This window comes from Nonomuraea sp. NPDC003709, assembly GCF_040610775.1.
Classification (GTDB): Bacteria; Actinomycetota; Actinomycetes; order Streptosporangiales; family Streptosporangiaceae; genus Nonomuraea; species Nonomuraea angiospora_A.
Genome location: NZ_JBEXMW010000025.1, coordinates 148,628 through 165,457 on the forward strand (window position 1 = coordinate 148,628; position 16,830 = coordinate 165,457).

General features: G+C 72.0%; 12 protein-coding genes. 9 read left to right on the plus strand and 3 right to left on the minus strand.

All coding sequences use genetic code 11. From position 1 onward, the window contains the following. Positions 1-162 precede the first annotated feature (162 nt). The 9 genes from ABZX61_RS51530 to ABZX61_RS51570 all read left to right on the plus strand — a co-directional run bounded on the left by ABZX61_RS51530 (position 163) and on the right by ABZX61_RS51570 (position 10,841). Entirely contained in the window at positions 163-300 is a 138-nt protein-coding gene (locus tag ABZX61_RS51530) for a hypothetical protein (protein ID WP_350733660.1), read from the plus strand. Between the two features lie 87 nt (positions 301-387). Continuing rightward, a complete protein-coding gene (locus ABZX61_RS51535; protein ID WP_355206858.1) occupies positions 388-1,392 on the plus strand; it encodes an MvdC/MvdD family ATP grasp protein in 1,005 nt (334 codons plus the stop codon). After that, positions 1,382-2,419, plus strand: coding sequence for a TIGR04500 family putative peptide maturation system protein (locus ABZX61_RS51540; protein ID WP_355206860.1), 1,038 nt, complete (start codon positions 1,382-1,384; stop codon positions 2,417-2,419). The genes ABZX61_RS51535 and ABZX61_RS51540 overlap by 11 nt, the downstream gene beginning before the upstream one ends. Before the next feature lie 60 nt (positions 2,420-2,479). Beyond that, complete coding sequence (locus ABZX61_RS51545; RefSeq protein ID WP_355206863.1) at positions 2,480-4,621, plus strand: peptidase domain-containing ABC transporter; 2,142 nt, start codon at positions 2,480-2,482, stop codon at positions 4,619-4,621. A 270-nt stretch (positions 4,622-4,891) separates the two neighbouring features. Continuing rightward, complete coding sequence (locus ABZX61_RS51550; protein ID WP_355206866.1) at positions 4,892-6,127, plus strand: glycosyltransferase; 1,236 nt, start codon at positions 4,892-4,894, stop codon at positions 6,125-6,127. Positions 6,128-6,201: 74 nt separating this feature from the next. Then, the gene (gene helR / locus ABZX61_RS51555; RefSeq protein WP_355206870.1) at positions 6,202-8,355 is read left to right on the plus strand and encodes an RNA polymerase recycling motor ATPase HelR; all 2,154 of its coding nucleotides are present in this window, start codon (positions 6,202-6,204) and stop codon (positions 8,353-8,355) included. Positions 8,356-8,545: 190 nt separating this feature from the next. After that, the gene (locus ABZX61_RS51560) at positions 8,546-8,965 is read left to right on the plus strand and encodes a helix-turn-helix transcriptional regulator (protein ID WP_355206873.1); all 420 of its coding nucleotides are present in this window, start codon (positions 8,546-8,548) and stop codon (positions 8,963-8,965) included. An 86-nt stretch (positions 8,966-9,051) separates the two neighbouring features. Further along, the gene (locus ABZX61_RS51565; RefSeq protein WP_355206988.1) at positions 9,052-9,813 is read left to right on the plus strand and encodes an ABC transporter permease; all 762 of its coding nucleotides are present in this window, start codon (positions 9,052-9,054) and stop codon (positions 9,811-9,813) included. Next, entirely contained in the window at positions 9,810-10,841 is a 1,032-nt protein-coding gene (locus ABZX61_RS51570) for an ABC transporter ATP-binding protein (protein ID WP_355206876.1), read from the plus strand. Before ABZX61_RS51565 ends, ABZX61_RS51570 begins: the two co-directional genes overlap by 4 nt. Positions 10,842-10,844: 3 nt before the next feature. Here the strand turns inward: ABZX61_RS51570 and ABZX61_RS51575 are convergent, their stop codons facing one another. The 3 genes from ABZX61_RS51575 to ABZX61_RS51585 all read right to left on the minus strand — a co-directional run bounded on the left by ABZX61_RS51575 (position 10,845) and on the right by ABZX61_RS51585 (position 16,806). After that, a complete protein-coding gene (locus ABZX61_RS51575; RefSeq protein ID WP_355206879.1) occupies positions 10,845-11,315 on the minus strand; it encodes a hypothetical protein in 471 nt (156 codons plus the stop codon). A gap of 121 nt (positions 11,316-11,436) precedes the next feature. Beyond that, entirely contained in the window at positions 11,437-15,567 is a 4,131-nt protein-coding gene (locus ABZX61_RS51580) for a bifunctional nitrate reductase/sulfite reductase flavoprotein subunit alpha (RefSeq protein WP_355206882.1), read from the minus strand. Between the two features lie 180 nt (positions 15,568-15,747). After that, complete coding sequence (locus ABZX61_RS51585; protein WP_355206885.1) at positions 15,748-16,806, minus strand: beta-eliminating lyase-related protein; 1,059 nt, start codon at positions 16,804-16,806, stop codon at positions 15,748-15,750. Positions 16,807-16,830: the final 24 nt, after the last annotated feature.

The window sequence follows — 16,830 nt, forward strand, 5'->3', positions numbered from 1 at the left end:
GCGAGCAGCCTAAGAGCGCGAGGACGCGGGATGTCAGTCGTGCTGACCTGCGTTCGCAGTCAGCTTCAGCCGCCTTTGCAGTGGATCACAAGTCGTGATCGCCACGATCACTCGCAGGGTCGTAGATCACGGCCCTGCAAAACCAGAAGGGGGGTGAACAGCATGCTGAACATCGAGGACCTTCCCGCCGGTGTCTCCGAGCTCGACGGCGAGGAGCTGGAGGTGATCGCGGGCATGGAACCGGACTGGAGCACCTATCTCTGCACCGCCAGCCAGAAGGGCGACTGCTGGAAGACGTGATCCGACCGCGCTGACCGCGGCCCGGTGAGCAGCGGGGAGCCCGTCATGCGGCTCCCCGCTGTTGCGACAGCAAAGGACCGAACGACTGTGTTATTGATCATCAGCAGCCACCGCGACGACTCGATACACGTCGTGCTGCCCAAGCTGCGCGAGCGCGGCGTGCCGCTGCTGTGGTGGGACGAGGCCGACTACCCCGGAGCCTCCACCCTCACCACCAGCTGTATCGACGGCCGCTGGCGCCAGGTGCTGACCTATCGGGGCGAGACGTACGACCTGTCGAAGGTGAGCGCGGTGTGGGACCGGCGCCCCGACCGGCCGTCCGCGCTCGAGGTTCCGGAGCCGTCGCAGCGTGCCTTCGCCGAGCACACGGCCAAGATCGCTGTCACCGGCGCGTACGACCTCATGGTCGGGGCCCGGTGGATGCCCGCGCCGCCGCAGTACACCGCGGCCGTCGACAACAAGCTCCTGCATCTGTACCGGGCCGCCGAGCTCGGGTTGACCGTGGCCGACACGGTGGTGACCAACGATCCCGAGGTCCTGGTGCCGCTGTGGAACCAGGCCGGCGGGCGGATGATCACCAAGACGCTCGGATTCCACCCGTTCACGCTGGACGGGGAGGCTCGTCACCTGTTCACCGCGACGGTGCCCAGGCGGCGGCTGACCGGGCGGCACCGGCTCCGGCACGGTCCGGCGATACTGCAGCCGAACCTGCCCAAGGCGTACGAGCTGCGGGTGACCGTGGTGGGCGAGCAGGTGTTCGCCGCCCGCATCGACTCCCAGACCTCGCGGCTCACCACCGTGGACTGGCGGCACTACGACGACACCAAGGTGGGCTACGCGGCCTACGACCTGCCGCAGGACATCGCCGACCGTTGTGTCCGGCTGGTGGCCGGGCTGGGCCTGAGCTTCGGCGCGCTGGACTTCATCGTGACCCCGGACGGCCGGTACGTCTTCCTGGAGCTCAACGTCAACGGCCAATGGGCCTTCGTCGAGCTGCGTACCGGCATGCCCATCAGCGACGCCATCGCCGACTGGCTCACCACCGCCACCACCACCGGCCCCGATTCGAAGGACTCCGCCGATGCCCACTGACCAGCGCACCGCCGTCCGTACCTCCTTCGCCGACGACCTCGCCGGGGCGGTCGCGCTCCTGCAGGGGTTGCCGACCGCGCAGGACCAGGTGGGCGAGGCGCGGCGGCGCGCGCGTGACTGGGCCGCCGCGCGGCCGCACCTGCGCGCCCAACTGGTCGTCGACGAGCCGCCGGGGACGACCCGGGTCGGTTACGACCTGCTCCTCGACCACCCCGAGGGCGGCACCGTCGCGCTGTCGGCCGAGGCGGAAGACGGCGTCCCGTGGCTGGTGGACCACTCCACCCACTGGGCGGCGGCCAACGTCCTCAGCGTGGACGGCGTCGGGCTGTCCATCGCGGTGGCGCTGTCCACCATCCGCGCCCTGGGCGTGCGCGACCAGCAGCTCCACGAGCGGCTGGTGGACCACCGCATCCTGCTCAACGAGCTGGAGGGCGCCCTGCAGTCGCCGGCCGAGGCCGAGATCCAGGCGGCCGCCGACGAGTTCCGTCGCCGCCGTGGGCTCACCGGCAAGGCGCGGACGCTGGAGTGGCTGGCCGAGGCGGGCATGTCGCCGGAGATGTTCCGGACCCACGCCCGTACCCAGGCGATCATCGCCCGCATCCGCGATCGCTTCGCCGGCGAACCCGCCCGCCGCCACCTGGCCGAGCACCCGGAGGACTTCACGATGCGGCGCGCGGTGTGGGTGACCGGTCCCCACGCCGACGAGCTGCGCGCCCTGTCGGAGGGTCCGGTGCAGGACTTCGCGGCCCGTTCCCTGGCCGCCCTCGAACGCCCCGGGCACAGACTGCAGCTGCACGCCGCCACCACGCTCACCCCCCGGCTGCCCGAGCCCCTGCGGACGGCGGCCGAGCGAACGGCGATCGGGCCGGTCCCCTACGAAGGCGGCCATCTGGCCGGGGCGGTCCACGAGGTCGTCCCGCCCGACCCCGGCGCGCCGGAAGTGCTGGAAGCAGCGCGGGACGCGGCCTTCCAGGCGTGGCTGGACGAGCGGCGGCGTACCGCGGAGATCCAGTGGTTCTGGCTCTGAGCGCGATCGGGCGGATGTGACGGTGAGGGAAATGGCGTACCGGATCGGGGAGGTGCGGCGGTGAGACGCCGCGTGCCGCTGCGGATGCAACTGGCCCGCAGTGACTGCGGCGCCGCCTGCCTGGCCATGGTGCTCAGCGCGCTGGGCCGCCGCACGGGCCTGGCGGAAGTACGCGAGCACCTGGCAGAAGGCGTGGACGGGGTGAGCCTGCGCGAGATGATCCAGGCCGGGGCCCGCTTCGGGCTGCGGTTACGGGCCTGTCGCGCCCCGATCGACACCCTTCGTGCGCTGCCCGCGCCGTTCATCGCCGTGTGGGAGAACAACCACTTCGTCGTCGTCGAGCACATCGGCCCACGCGGCGCCTCCGTGATCGATCCGGCGCGGGGCCGGCGGAGACTGTCGCAGCAGCAGTTCCAGGCCGGATACTCCGGCAAGGTCCTGCTGGCCGACGCCCCCGCCGGGCTCACCCCCGCCGCCCGGCCCCGGCCCTGGCGCGTGCTGCGCCCGCTGCTGGCACCCGCGCTGGCCAACCGGGGGCTGATCGTCGCGGTGCTGCTGACCTCGCTGACGGCGCAGCTGCTCGGGCTGGCCGTGCCGCTGTTCACCAAACTCGTGGTGGACCGGCCGGTGGCGATGGACGCGACGACGCTGGCGGCCGCCGCGCTGTGCGTCGTGCTGGTGTACGGGCTGACGTCCTGGACCCGCGCCCGGATGCTGATCCGGCTGCAGACCTCGGTGGCGGCCGAGGGGATGCGCGCACTCGTCGGCCACACGCTGGCGCTGCCGTACCGCTTCTTCCAGCGCCGCTCCAGCGGCGACCTGCTGAGCCGGCTCAGCGGGGTGGCCATGCTGCGCGATCTGCTCACCGAACAGTCGCTGGCCTTCCTGTTCGACCTGGCCACCGCGGTGACGTACCTGACCCTGCTCGTCCTCGCCGCGCCCGGGCTCGGGCTGGTGACGCTCGCGGCGGCGGCGCTGCAGGCCGGTGTGGTCCTGGCCACCGCCCGCCGCGGCATGCACCTGGCCTTCGCCGCCCTGCACACCACCGCCGCCACCCAGGCCACCATGGTCGACAGCCTGGCCGGCATCGAGGCGATCAAGGCCTCCGGCGGAGAGGCGGCCGCGGCGGACCGCTGGCGCGGCCACCACGAGGAGGAGCTGACCACCGGGGCGGCCCGGGACCGGCACGTGGCCGCAGTCCAGACCGTCACCAGCACCCTGCAGATCGCGCTCCACCTGAGCCTGCTGGTGACCGTGTTCGCCTCGACCTCCGGGACGCTGGGCGACCGGCTCGCCCTGGTGTCCCTCGCCGTCGCCGCGACCACGCCGCTCGCGTCGCTCCTGGGCATCGTCTACCAGCTGCAACTGGCCGCCGCACACCTCGGCCGCATCGCCGACCTGATGGGTACGCCGCAGGAGCGCATCGGCGGCGTCCGTCCGGACGGCGGGCTGCGCGGCAGCGTCACCGTCACCAAGATCAGCGTCGGCTACGACGCCCGTACGCCGGTGCTCCGCGACCTCTCTCTGCGCATCCCGGCCGGCGCGCGGGTCGCCATCGTCGGCGCGTCGGGATCCGGCAAGACCACCCTCGGCCGTACCCTCATCGGCCTGACCGAGCCGACCGCCGGGCAGGTTCGCTTCGACGACATCCCGCTGCAAGAACTCGACCGGCAGTGGCTGCGCCGGCAGGTGGGCGTGGTCACCCAGCAGCCACACCTGTTCTCCGGCACCATCGCCGCCAACATCGCGGGCTTCACCCCCGTCAACCACCAGGCGGTCGAGCACGCCGCCCGCCTGGCCGAACTCCACGACGAGATCGTGCGCCTCCCGCAGGGCTACGACACCAACGTCGGAGAGGGCGGTACGCGCCTGTCCGGCGGCCAGCGCCAGCGCCTGGCGCTGGCCCGTGCCCTGGTCCACCGCCCCCGCATCCTGCTGCTGGACGAGCCCACCGCGGCGCTGGACGCGGTCACCGAGGAACGCATCCGCCGCAACCTGCTCAGGCTCGGCCAGACCCAGGTCATCATCGCCCACCGGCTGTCCACGATCCAGGACGCGGACCTGATCGTCGTGCTGCACCGCGGCCAGATCATCGAGGCGGGCACCCATCACCAACTCATGACCCACGACGGCCACTACGCCTACCTGGTGCGGCACCAGCACCGGTCGCCCGGCCCCACACCGGCCCTCAACCCGCGTTGACACGCATTCGGGCGGCCAATTGTCGGCTCGTCCTGCCATGATCACCGTCGTGCGGGAGGTGTCCCCCGGGAGGCCCTGCGGCGGATGGGGGGTTACCTTGTGTTCGGTGGCTGAGCTGTCCGTATGTGGCGTCGCGGCCGACGGGGGAAAGGGGAGACCCGCGCCTTTCCACTCTCAACGTATAGCGCACCGGGGGGCTTGCCACAAGACCCGGGTCATGCCGCAGAATCGTCCGCCGAGGCCAGAACCTGCGGAAATGGGGGACGCGAAGTGCGTGTGGTGTTGTCGACGTACGGGTCGCGCGGGGACGTCGAACCGATGGCGGCACTCGCGGTGCGATTGCGGGAGCTCGGCGCGGAGGTGCGGGTGTGCGCGCCGCCGGACGAGGAGTTCGCGCAGCTGTTGGCCGGGGTCGGGGTGAAGCTGGTGCCGGTCGGTCAGTCGGCGCGTGCGCTGACGACCGCGGCGCCGCCGCCATCATCCCTGCCTGAGCGCGCGGCCGAATTGATCGCCGGCCAGTTCGACGCGGTCACTGCGGCGGCCGAGGGGTGCGACGTGCTGGTGGCGACCGGCATGATGCCTGCTGCCGCCGGTGCGCGGTCGGTGGCCGAGAAGCTGGGCATCCCTTCCGTGTCCGTGACCTTCCAGCAGCTCACCCTGCCGTCGCCGCACCGCCCGCCGCTGGCCTATCAGGGCCGGCCGTTCCCGCCGGAGGTGACCGACAACCGGGTGCTGTGGGACCTGGACGCCCAGAGCATCAACGCGCTGTTCGGCGCGGCGCTCAACACCAGCCGGGCGTCGAACGGCCTGCCACCGGTGGACGACGTTCGCGACTACGTCATCGGCGACCAGCCGTGGCTGGCGACGGACCCGGCCCTGGACCCGTGGCAGGGGATGCCGGAGCTCGACGTCGTACAGACCGGCGCGTGGATCCTGCCGGATACTCGCCCGCTCCCGGCCGAGCTGGTGGCGTTCCTGGAGGCCGGCGAGCCGCCGGTGTACGTGGGCTTCGGCAGCATGCCCATGCACGCTTCCAAGGACGTCGCCCGGGTGGCCATCGAGGCGGTCCGGGCGCAGGGCCGCCGCGCGCTCGTCAGGCGCGGCTGGGCCGACCTGGCCCTGATCGACGACCGGGACGACTGCTTCGTCGTCGGCGAGGTCAACCAGCAGGCGCTGTTTTCCCGGGTGGCCGCGGTCGTGCACCACGGCGGCGCGGGCACGACGACGACGGCCGCGCGGGCCGGCGCGCCTCAGGTGGTGGTGCCCCAGGCGACGGATCAGCCGTACTGGGCGGGTCGGGTGGCCGAGCTGGGCATCGGCGCGGCACACGACGGTCCGGCTCCGACCGCCGAGTCCCTGTCGGCCGCGCTCAGGACGGCTCTGGCCCCCGAGACCCGGGTACGAGCGACTGCCGTGGCCGGCACGATCCGCACCGACGGGGCGGCGGCGGCCGCGAAGCTGCTGCTTGACGTGGTCAGCCCGGAAAGGCGGTCCGCATCCGCGTGAACCCCGGCGACCGGGTTTGTCACGCCGGTCCAGACGCCGACCTTCGCAAGCGACCTCACATCGGAGCTGATGACTTGAATCCCCTGACCACCGGCGTGTTCGACCTGCCCGAGCATCTTGCCCCCAAGGCCGACCCGGCGCTGATCGCCGGCGATGAGCGGCACTTCGCGGCCATCGCGGAGAGCCTTGAGCAGTCGATCTCCGAGCTGTCCGACCGCCTCGACGCCGAGCGCAAGGCGCCCGGCGGAAAGGGGCGGGCGGCCCTGGACCGGGACCTGGAGATCCACCGGCTCTCCGCCCGCCTGCGCGCACTGCGTCGCTTCGGTCTGGACCTGTGCCTCGGACACATGGTCAGCGCGGACGACCCCGAGCCCGTGTACATCGGACGACTCGGCCTCACGGACAGCGAGGGCCGCCGGCTGCTGCTCGACTGGCGTTCCCCAGCGGCCGAGCCGTTCTTCGGAGCCACCCACGGGAACCCGATGGGTCTGGCGAGCCGCCGCAGGTACCGCTGGACCCGCGGCCGGATCAGCGACTACTGGGACGAGGTGTTCACCTCGGACGGGTTCGAAGGGCACCACGCCGCGCTCGACGACCAGTCCGCCTTCATCGCCAGCCTGGGCAGCAGCCGGTCGCCACGGATGCGAGACGTGCTCGGCACCATCCAGGCCGACCAGGACGCCATCATCCGCGCGGGATCCAGCGGCGCTCTCGTCGTCGACGGCGGTCCGGGTACGGGCAAGACCGTCGTCGCCCTGCACCGCTCCGCGTATCTCCTCTACTCCGACCCCCGCCTCGGTCACCGCCGTGGTGGCGTGCTGTTCGTCGGCCCGCACCAGCCGTACCTGGCCTACGTCGCCGACGTCCTCCCCAGCCTCGGCGAGGAGGGCGTACAGACCTGCACCCTGCGGGACCTTGTCGCCGAGGGAGCCACGGCGGCGATCGAGACCGACCCAGACGTGGCCCGCCTGAAGTCGTCCGCGAACCTGGTCAAGGCGATCGAGCCGGCCGTCAGGTTCTACGAGAACGCGCCCACCAAGGGGATGACGGTCACGACCCACTGGTCCGACATCTGGCTGAGCCCCGAGGACTGGGCCGAGGCGTTCGAGGCCGCGGAGCCCGGCACCCCGCACAACGAGGCGCGCGACCAGGTCTGGGAGGAACTGCTCACGATCCTGGCGGACAAGCACGACAACGAGGACATCTCACCTGACCTGCTCCGCAAGTCGCTGCTGCGGAACAGGGAGCTGCTCACGACCTTCAACCGCGCGTGGCCGCTGATCGAAGCGGCCGACCTCGTCGGAGACCTGTGGTCGGTACCCGCCTACCTGCGGATGTGCGCCCCCTGGCTCAGCCCAGACGAGGTTCGGGGGCTGCAGCGCGCGGACGCCCAGGCCTGGACGGTGTCCGACCTGCCGCTCCTGGACGCGGCGCGGCAGCGGCTCGGCGACCCGGAGGCGGCGCGGCGCAAGCGGCGGCAGGAGGCCTCCGTCGCCGCCGAACGCGAGCGCATGGCCGGGGTCGTCGACAACCTGCTCGAGGCCGATGACGACGGTGAAGGCGCGGTGACGATGCTGCGCGGACAGGACCTGCGGGACGCCCTGGTCGACGAGAACGCATCACCCGGTATCGAACCGGACCAGCTCGCCGGCCCGTTCGCGCACATCGTCGTGGACGAGGCTCAGGAGCTGACCGACGCGGAGTGGCAGATGCTGCTGCTCCGGTGCCCGTCCAGGAGCTTCACCATCGTCGGGGACCGGGCCCAGGCCAGGCACGGGTTCACGGAGTCGTGGCAGGAACGGCTGGAGCGGGTCGGGCTCGACCGCGTCAACCTGGCGTCCCTGAGCATCAACTACCGTACGCCGGAAGCGATCATGGCGGCGGCCGAGCCGGTCATCCGGGCCGCGCTCCCGGACGCCAACGTGCCGACCTCCATCCGCAGCACCGACGTTCCCGTCGTACACGGGGCTGTTTCGGAGCTGAGCTCGATCCTCGACACCTGGCTCGCCGCGCATGCCGACGGGATCGCCTGCGTGATCGGCCATCCCACGTTCCAGGGGACGTCCCGCGTGCGGTCGCTGACTCCGGAGCTGTCGAAGGGGCTCGAGTTCGACCTGGTCGTTCTCGTCGACCCGGAGGCGTTCGGCGAGGGCATCGAAGGAGCGGTCGACCGCTATGTCGCGATGACCCGAGCGACCCAGCAACTGGTCATCCTCACGAGCTCCTGACCTCGGCTCCGGGGCGAGGCCAAGGTAGGACACCTCACGCGGATGAGCGCTGGATGACTCGTGGATCGGCCGAGATGACGGCGGGGCGGGTGGCCTGGCCGGCGAGGCCGCCGATGATCGTCTCGGCGCGGTGGATGCCATGGCAGAACCGTACTTGGGCTCGAATGTGCGAAAGGTATGGTGAGGGCCTATGACGACGTTTCGGATCAGCGAGGCCGCAGCGCTGCTCGGGGTCAGCGCCGACACCGTCCGCCGGTGGGTGGACGCGGGGCGGCTGGCGGCCGAGCGGGACGAGCACGGTCATCGCCAGGTGAACGGCGCCGACCTGGCCGCCTTCGCCCGGGCTCAGGTCGAGGAGATCGAGAGCGGCAGCCGTTCCTCGGCACGTAACCGCTTTCGGGGGATCGTGACCGAGGTGATCCGGGACGCGGTGATGGCGCAGGTGGAGATCGCCGCCGGGCCGTTCCGGGTGGTGTCGCTGATGAGCCGCCAGGCCGCCGACGAGCTCGGCCTGGAGGCCGGGGTGGTGGCGGTCGCCGTGATCAAGTCCACCAACGTCGTCGTCGAGATCCCCGGTCACGAGCGCGTGAGCAGCAGCCAATCCGCATGACCGATCCCGAGCGCGCCGGCCGGGCGGACCTGAAAGGCGGGTCCGCCGGTCGCCCGGGCCGTCGGGCCTCCGGGCGGCTGCCGTGGATGCTGGTCGTGCCCGCGCTGGTGGGCCTGGCCTTCCTGGTGCTGCCGCTGGCCGGGTTGCTGATCCGCGCGCCGTGGTCCACGCTGCTGGAGCGGCTGGCCGAGCCGCAGGTGCTGGAGGCGTTGCGGCTGTCGCTGGTGTGCGCGACCATCGCGACGGCTCTGTGCCTGGTGCTCGGGGTGCCGCTGGCGTGGCTGCTGGCCAGGGTGGACTTCCCGGGGCGGCGGGTGGTGCGGGCGCTGGTGACCGTTCCGCTGGTGCTGCCGCCGGTGGTGGGCGGTGTGGCGCTGCTGCTGGTGCTGGGGCGGCGCGGGCTGGTCGGGCAGTGGCTGGAGTCGTCGCTGGGGATCACGCTGCCGTTCACCACGGTGGGGGTGGTCGTCGCGGAGGCGTTCGTGGCGATGCCGTTCCTGGTGATCAGCGTGGAAGGCGCGCTGCGCGGCGCCGACCGGCGCTTCGAGGAGGCGGCGGCCACGCTCGGCGCTTCGCGCTGGACCGTGTTCCGGCGGGTGACGCTGCCGCTGATCGCGCCGGGTGTCGTGGCCGGGGCGGTGTTGTGCTGGGCCCGGGCGCTGGGGGAGTTCGGCGCGACGATCACGTTCGCGGGCAACTTCCCGGGCACCACCCGTACGATGCCGCTGGCCGTCTACCTGGCGCTGGAGACGGAGCCGGAGGCGGCGATCGTGCTCAGCCTCGTCCTGCTGGCCGTCTCCGTGATCATCCTGGCCAGCCTGCGCGACCGGTGGGTGAGCAGCCCATGACGCTGCAGGCCCATCTGGTGGTCTCCCGGCCCGCCTTCACCCTCGACCTCGCGTTCGAGGTGGCCGCGGGCGAGGTGGTGGCCCTGCTCGGCCCCAACGGGGCGGGCAAGACGACCGCGCTGCGCGCCCTGGCCGGGCTCGTCGCGCTGTCCGGCGGCGAGATCGTCCTGGACGGCCGCGATCTGCACCCGCTGGCCGCCGAGCAGCGTCCGATCGGCATGGTCTTCCAGGACTACCTGCTCTTCCCGCACCTGACGGCGCTCGACAACGTCGCCTTCGGGCCGCGCTGCCAGGGCGTCCCCAAGGCCGAGGCCCGCCGCACGGCCGCCGTCCTGCTGGAACGGGTCGGCCTGGCCGACCGGGCCGCCGCCAAGCCGCGCCAGCTGTCCGGCGGGCAGGCTCAGCGGGTCGCGCTGGCCCGGGCGCTGGCCGTACGGCCCAGCCTGCTCCTGCTGGACGAGCCGCTGGCCGCCCTCGACGCCCACACCCGGCTGGAGATCCGCTCGCATCTGCGCCGTCACCTGGCCGACTTCGACGGCGCGACCGTCCTGGTCACCCATGACCCCCTGGACGCGATGGTGCTGGCCGACCGGCTGATCGTCATCGAGAACGGCGCCGTCGTCCAGCAGGGCACCCCGGCCGTGGTGGCCCGGCACCCGCGTACCGACTACGTGGCCCGCCTGGTCGGGCTCAACCTGTACCGGGGTCTGGCCGACGGGGCGCGGGTCAAGGTCGGCGAGCTGCTGCTGCACACCTCCGAACGGCTCGACGGGCCCGCGTTCGTCGCCTTCCCGCCCGCCGCCGTCGCCCTCTACCGGACGCGTCCGGACGGGAGCCCGCGCAACCTGTGGGAGGCGCGCATCGAGGGCATCGAACGGCACGGCGACAACGTACGCGTCCACCTCGCCGGGCCGATCACCGCCTTCGCCGACATCACCCCCGCCGCCCTGGCCGACCTCGACCTGACCCCGGGCCAGCAGATCTGGGCCTCGGTCAAGGCCGGCGAGACCCACGCCTACCCGGCATGAACGCTAGACCCATAACCGGTCGGCGGCGCACACCCTGATGTCGGTGACCCGGCTGATGTGCCGTGATCCGCAGTGATCTCCCGGCATCACCAGGTGCGGCCCCTGCTCGGTCAGGTCCCGGCAGTCCATGGTGACGGCGAGCAGCGCCGCCGTGTTGCCGAACTCGGGGTCGATCTCGCCCCACGACAGCACGGCGCGGTGGCCGTCGCGTCCCAGCACCGCGATCAGATAGCGCAGCCGGTCCTTGCGCTCGGCCGGCTCGAACAGCGGCTCGGCGGCCCGGAGCACGTCGATGAGCAGCGGCCCGGTGAAGTAGTGGCGCCGCGGCCCGGAGGTGCGGCATTCGAAACTGACCGTCGTCTCCCGCTGCGGCATCGAGCCGAGCGTCGCGACGCTCAGCAGGGCGGGCAGGCGTACGTCGCCCCACAGAGCTGTCTGACCGGCCATCGGAAGATCGATCGACGTCGGCTGCACGGCCGCCTCCTCGCCTTCGGCATGCCTGTCCCCACGGTCGCGCGAGATCACACGTATCTGCAAGGGTTTTTTCGGCATATTCATGGCAGATGAGATGACGATAGGCTGATCAGCGCCGCTTTCAGTACACGTCGCGTACGTAGCGCTTTGCCGCGGCGAGCTGCTTGACGTACGCGGTGGCGTCGTCGGGGGCCAGGCCACCGTGGCGGGCCGCGATGTCGCGCAGGGTCTGGTCGACGTCCTTGGCCATCCGGGCGGCGTCGCCGCACACGTACACGTGCGCGCCCTCCTGCAGCCAGCTCCACAGTTGCACGCCGTGCTCGCGCATCCGGTCCTGCACGTAGACCTTGGCCCGCTGGTCGCGGGAGAAGGCCAGGTCCAGCCGGGTCAGCAGGCCGTCGTCGTGCAGCGCGGCCAGCTCGTCGCGGTAGTAGAAGTCGGTCGTGCGGCGCTGCTCGCCGAAGAAGAGCCAGTTGCGGCCGGGGTGGCCGAGGGCCCGGCGTTCGTCGAGGAAGCCGAGGAAGGGGGCCACGCCGGTGCCCGGGCCGATCATCACCATGGGGGCGCCGGGGTCGGCGGGCGGTCGGAAGTGCTTGGTGGGCTGGACGTGCACCGGGACGGTGGTCTGCTCGGGGCTGTCGGCCAGGTACGCCGAGCACGCGCCGCCCCGCGTCGTGCCGCGCGGGTTGCGGAAGCGCACCACCGAGACCGTCAGGCTGATCCGGTCGGGGCTGGTGAGCGGGCTGGAGGAGATGGAGTACAGGCGTGGTTGGAGCCGTTTGAGCAGGTCGGCCCACTCCTGGGCCGTGGCGCGCACGGGGAGCTCGGCGAGCACGTCCACGGCCTGGCGACCCCACACCCATTTGTCCAGCTCGCCCTTGTTACCGGGGCGCAGGAGCCGGGTGAGGTCGCGGTCGTGGGTACGTTCGGCGACGAACTTCAGCAGGCCAGGGGTGATCTTGGTGATGTCGAGGTGGCGGTAGAGGGCCTCGCGGAGCGGCAGCGTGCCCAGGCCGGGGAGCTCGACGGTGTCGGCGGGGCTGAGGCCGGTGCCGGCCAGCCATTCCATGACCAGGTCCAGGCTGTTGACGGGCAGCACGCCGAGGGCGTCGCCCGCCTGGTAGGTCAGCTCGCCGCCGGTGTCGAAGGTGAACCGGCGAACCTCTTTGGCCGAGCCCGGCAGGCTGAGCAGCCGGTTCGCCGACAGTGTCGCGGTGAAGGGGGTGGCGCGGGTGCCGGACGGCATGGCCGTCGTCGGTTCGCTCCGCGCCGGTCCGGGACCCGCGAGGGTGGACAGGAGCTGGTTGAGCCAGTCCAGGGCGCGTTCGTGCTCGTCCGGCTCGCAGTCGACGCGTGGCGCGAGGCGGAGCGCGCCGAGCTCCTCCAGGCGCCGGTCGAGGCGCCGGCCGTGGCCGCAGAAGTCGTCGTAGCTGGAGTCGCCGAAGGCGAGGACGGCATAGCGTACGCCGTCGAGCCGCGGCGCTCCGGGCTCGGCGAGCGCGTCCCAGAACGCGGTGCCGTTGTCGGGGGCCTCGCCGTCGCCGAACGTGCTGGAGATGATCAGCAGGTCCGCGTCCGGCGTCAGGGCCTGCGGGGCGCAGTCGTCCATGCTGAGAAGCCGGGTGTTGCGGCCGGCGCCCGCCAGCCGCTCGGCGCTGGCCGCCGCGAACTCCTCGGCGTTGCCCGTTTGCGAGGCCCACAGGATGACGATCTCGCGTGCCGGGGCCTCCGGCTCGGCGGGCGCGGGCTCCGGTTCGGTGGGCTTCCGCGCCGGGCGGACGATGCGGGAGAAGGCACCGGCCAGCGCCCCGTTCACCCACACGGCGTGGTCCGGCGCGAAGGGCGCATGACCCGGTAGCACCGGTACGTCCGCTCCGTCGAGCGGGGTGCTCGCCAGGCCGGACAGGAATCCGGACAGATAGCGGCGTTCCGACGGGGAGAGCTCCGGCGGGGTCACGTCGGCGAGCCCGAACAGGCCGCGCAGCGCGCCGACGGCGACCGGCGCCCGCACCTCCTCGGCCGTACGAACATCGGACGCCGGGACGGGAGCGGCCGTGGCGGGGTCCGGGGCGACCTTGGTGAGGGAGACCGCGCACACCTTCAGCTCGGGCTGGAAGGAGATGGGGTCGACGGCGTCGCTGGTGACAGCGTTGACGCTGAGGTACTCGCCGAAGAGATCGTTCCAGTGGAACGGCGCGAACAGGTTGCCCGGCATGACCCGGTCCGTCACCACCGCCGGCAACACGGCCCGCCCGCGCCGGGAGGAGACCGTCACGAGGTCGCCCTCGCCGATGCCGTGCTCGGCGGCGTCGGCCGGGTTGATCTCCACGAACGGGCCGGGGTTGAGCTTGTTCAGCTTCGCGATCTTGGCCGTCTTGGTGAGCGTGTGCCACTGGTGCTGCACCCGCCCGGTGTTGAGCACGTACGGGAAGGTGTCGTCGGGCAGCTCGGCGGCGGGCAGGTGCGGACGCGGGAAGAAGACGGCCCGGCCGTCGGGGGTGGCGAAGGCCAGCCGCGGGCCACTGCCGTCCTCGCGCGTGAGCGTCTCCTGGCTGCGGCCGTCGTTGAGGTAGCGGACCGGGTTGCGCTCGCCGGAGCCGGGCGGGGCGGGCCACTGCACGGGGGTTTCGCGTAGCCGGTCGTACGTCACGCCGCGCAGGTCGTACCCGGTCGCCGGGTTCCACGCCCGCTTGATCTCCTCGAACACCTCCTCCGCGCTCGAATAGGAGAAGCCGTCCTCGAACCCCATCTCGCAGGCGACCCGGGCGATGATCATCCAGTCGGGCAGCGCCTCGCCGACCGGATCGACGGCCTGCCGGAGCAGGGTGAGGTTGCGCTCGGAGTTGATCATCACGCCTTCGGTCTCGGCCCACAGGGCGGCGGGCAGGACCACGTCGGCGTAGGCGTTGGTCTCGGTGGCCGCGAAGACGTCCTGCGTGACGACGAACTCGGCGGCCTCCAGGCCCGCGATCACCGTCCTGCGGTTGGCGACGCTGGCCACGGGGTTGGTGCAGATGATCCAGCACGCCTTGATCTCACCCTCGGCCATCCGGGAGAACATCTCGATCGTGCCCTGCCCGACGTCGGTACGCAGCGTGCCGGGCGCGATGCCCCACAGGTCCTCGACGAACCGGCGGTCCTGCTCCACCAGCACCGAGCGCTGCCCGGGCAGGCCGGGGCCCATGTAGCCCATCTCGCGGCCGCCCATCGCGTTCGGCTGGCCGGTCAGCGAGAACGGGCCGCTGCCCGGGCGGCAGATCGCGCCCGTGGCCAGGTGCAGGTTGCACAGCGCGTTGGTGTTCCAGGTGCCGTGGGTGCTCTGGTTGAGCCCCATCGTCCAGCAGCTCATCCACTCGCCGGCCTCGCCGATCCACCGGGCCGCTTGGCGCAGGTCGGCCTCGGGGATGCCGGTGAGCTCGGAGACCTTGGCGGGCGGGTAGTCGAGCAGGAAGTCCGGCATGGCCTCCCAGCCGCGGGTGTGCTGGGCGACGAACCCCTCGTCGACGTGCCCGTTCTCCACCAGCAGGTGCAGCAGCCCGTTGAGCAGGGCCAGGTCCGTGCCGGGCCGGATCTGCAGGAACAGGTCGGCCTTGGCGGCGGTGGCGGTGCGCCGTGGGTCCACCACGATCAGCTTGGCGCCGGCCTTGACCCGGTCCATCATGCGCAGGAACAGGATGGGGTGGCAGTCGGCCATGTTCGCGCCGATGACGAAGAACACCTCGGCGCGCTCGAAGTCCTCGTACGAGCCGGGCGGGCCGTCCGAGCCCAGCGACAGCTTGTAACCGCTGCCCGCGCTGGCCATGCACAGCCGCGAGTTCGACTCGATCTGGTTGGTGCCGACGAACCCCTTGGCCAGCTTGTTGGCCAGGTACTGGGCCTCCAGCGTCATCTGCCCGGAGACGTAGAACGACAGCGCGTCGGGCCCGTGCTCGTCCAGGAGCGCGCGCAGCCGCCGGGCGGTCGCCGTGATCGCCGCGTCGACGTCGCTCTCCTCCGGCTGCACGCCCCTGGCGGGCCTGACGAGCGCGCGTTCCAGCCGGCCCGGGGCGGCGAGCATGTCGGCGCTGGTCGCCCCCTTGGTGCACAGGCGACCGGCGTTGGCCGGATGGCTCTTGTCGCCGGCGACCTTGACCACCCGCCGCCGCCCGTCCGCGCCCCGGGCCACGTCCAGGACGATCCCGCACCCTACGCCGCAGTAGGAGCAGACGGTCTTCACACGCGCGATGGCGTTGCTCGGTTCTGTCGCCGTCATCGGCCCTTCCCCTTCGACAGGGCCTGAACGACGTTCCCTCTCCGTGGGCGCGCCGCAGCCGCACCGGGCAGATCCAACGCGCAAAACGTAAGAAACAGGCGTTACGCGGATGTCACAGCAGCCGACCGCCGCCGGTTACATCCACATCACCGCCGATCCCCGCCCGCCACACGCCCAGGGTCACGAGGTGGCGCGGGCGAGCACGTCGCGGATGAGAGCGACCACCTCTCCGGGGGTGAACTCCATGGCGTTGTCGCCGACGCTGATCTCGAAGCTGCATCGGCTCGGGCCGGGCGCGGAGCGGACCCGTCCCCAGAGCTGGATGCCGCGTTCGGCGAGGATCTCCTCGCCGGCCCGCTCGACGGCGCGCCTGGGAGCCGGCAGGTGGATGTGGAACAGCGGCGTCTGCGGGGGATCGGGGTAGGCGTGGGCGGCGCCGTCGGTGTTGACGGCCGCCGCGATGGCGACGGCGTGCTCGTGGTAGGCGGGCATGCGTGCGGCCAGGGTGTCGAGGCCGACGAGGGCGGCCAGGGCGAGCGGCCAGGCGTCGCGGATGCCGCCGCCGAGCCGCTGGCGCCACACCCGGGCCGCGTCCACCGTGGCGGTGTCGGCGGCGAGCACGGCGCCCCGTACGCCCTGCAGGCTCTTGTAGAGCGAGACGTAGACCGTGTCGAAGAGGGCGGCGATCTCGTCGAACGGCCGGCGATAGTACGTCTGGGCCTCCCACAGCCGGGCGCCGTCCAGGTGCGCGGCGGCGCCGGTGGCCCGTACGAGGGCCACCTGCTCGCACAGGTCCTGCCATTCCGGAAGCAGGCCGCCGAGGTCGCGCTGCGGCAACTCCCAGACGACCGCCGCGAGCGGCTCGCCCGTAGCCCGCAGATCGTCGGTGGTCATCAGCTCGTGCGGGTCGCCGGTGCGGCGCATCCGCAGCCCGTGGACGGCGTTGTAACCCTGCTCCTCCCAGACGTCGAGATGCGATTGCGGGTGCGCGGCGAAGGTGCGGCGCCCGCGCCGGTCGGCGTGCAGGCGCAACGCGACCTGCTGGGCCATCGTCCCGCTGGGGAAGAACAGCGCGCTTTCCTTGCCGAGGAGCTCGGCCAGCCGTCGCTCCAGCACCGCCACGGGGCCGTCGGGGCCGTCCGGCGGGGTGTCGTCGTCCACGAGCGCCAGCATCTGCTCCAGCATCACCCGTGGCGTACGCCGGATCGGCGCGTGCAGGAACAACGACCGTCGGATCATCTGCATGTCCTTCGCTATTGCAAC

Bases quoted from the DNA above. Each gene is read 5' to 3' on its own strand.
- ABZX61_RS51540 (WP_355206860.1), top strand. From the start codon at position 1,382: ATGCCCACTGACCAGCGCACCGCCGTCCGTACCTCCTTCGCCGACGAC.
- ABZX61_RS51580 (WP_355206882.1), bottom strand. From the start codon at position 15,567: ATGACGGCGACAGAACCGAGCAACGCCATCGCGCGTGTGAAGACCGTC.
- ABZX61_RS51570 (WP_355206876.1), top strand. From the start codon at position 9,810: ATGACGCTGCAGGCCCATCTGGTGGTCTCCCGGCCCGCCTTCACCCTC.
- ABZX61_RS51530 (WP_350733660.1), top strand. From the start codon at position 163: ATGCTGAACATCGAGGACCTTCCCGCCGGTGTCTCCGAGCTCGACGGC.
- ABZX61_RS51585 (WP_355206885.1), bottom strand. From the start codon at position 16,806: ATGATCCGACGGTCGTTGTTCCTGCACGCGCCGATCCGGCGTACGCCA.
- ABZX61_RS51565 (WP_355206988.1), top strand. From the start codon at position 9,052: ATGCTGGTCGTGCCCGCGCTGGTGGGCCTGGCCTTCCTGGTGCTGCCG.
- ABZX61_RS51560 (WP_355206873.1), top strand. From the start codon at position 8,546: ATGACGACGTTTCGGATCAGCGAGGCCGCAGCGCTGCTCGGGGTCAGC.